Source organism: Bifidobacterium sp. M0353, from assembly GCF_016100645.1.
Lineage (GTDB): Bacteria > Actinomycetota > Actinomycetes > Actinomycetales > Bifidobacteriaceae > Bombiscardovia > Bombiscardovia choladohabitans.
Map to the genome: position 1 here is coordinate 1 of NZ_JACFSB010000282.1, position 252 is coordinate 252.

Consider the following 252-nt stretch of genomic DNA (forward strand, 5'->3'; position numbering starts at 1 on the left):
TATGGCAGTTTTATCCTTCTTATCTCCCAAGCTCATATACGCATCAAAATTTGGGTCACGTTGATTGACCCAGTCACCAAACTCATCAGGCTCGATATCATTCCAGCCATTCGCATCAGTGATGCCTTTAATACTTCCCAGCTCTTGGATGATTTCCAGCTTTTGGGCTTGTGAAAGGTAATCACCGATATCATGGAAATGGATTTGACCAAACTGTTTTGCATTTGGGTTCTTAACCAAAATAGATACAGC

The 252-nt window shown here is 41.3% G+C and carries 1 protein-coding gene; it reads right to left on the reverse strand.

The window, feature by feature from the left end; genetic code table 11:
* Positions 1 to 252: hypothetical protein (locus H3V04_RS09815; protein WP_198188492.1), on the reverse strand; the 252-nt coding region annotated here is incomplete at both ends.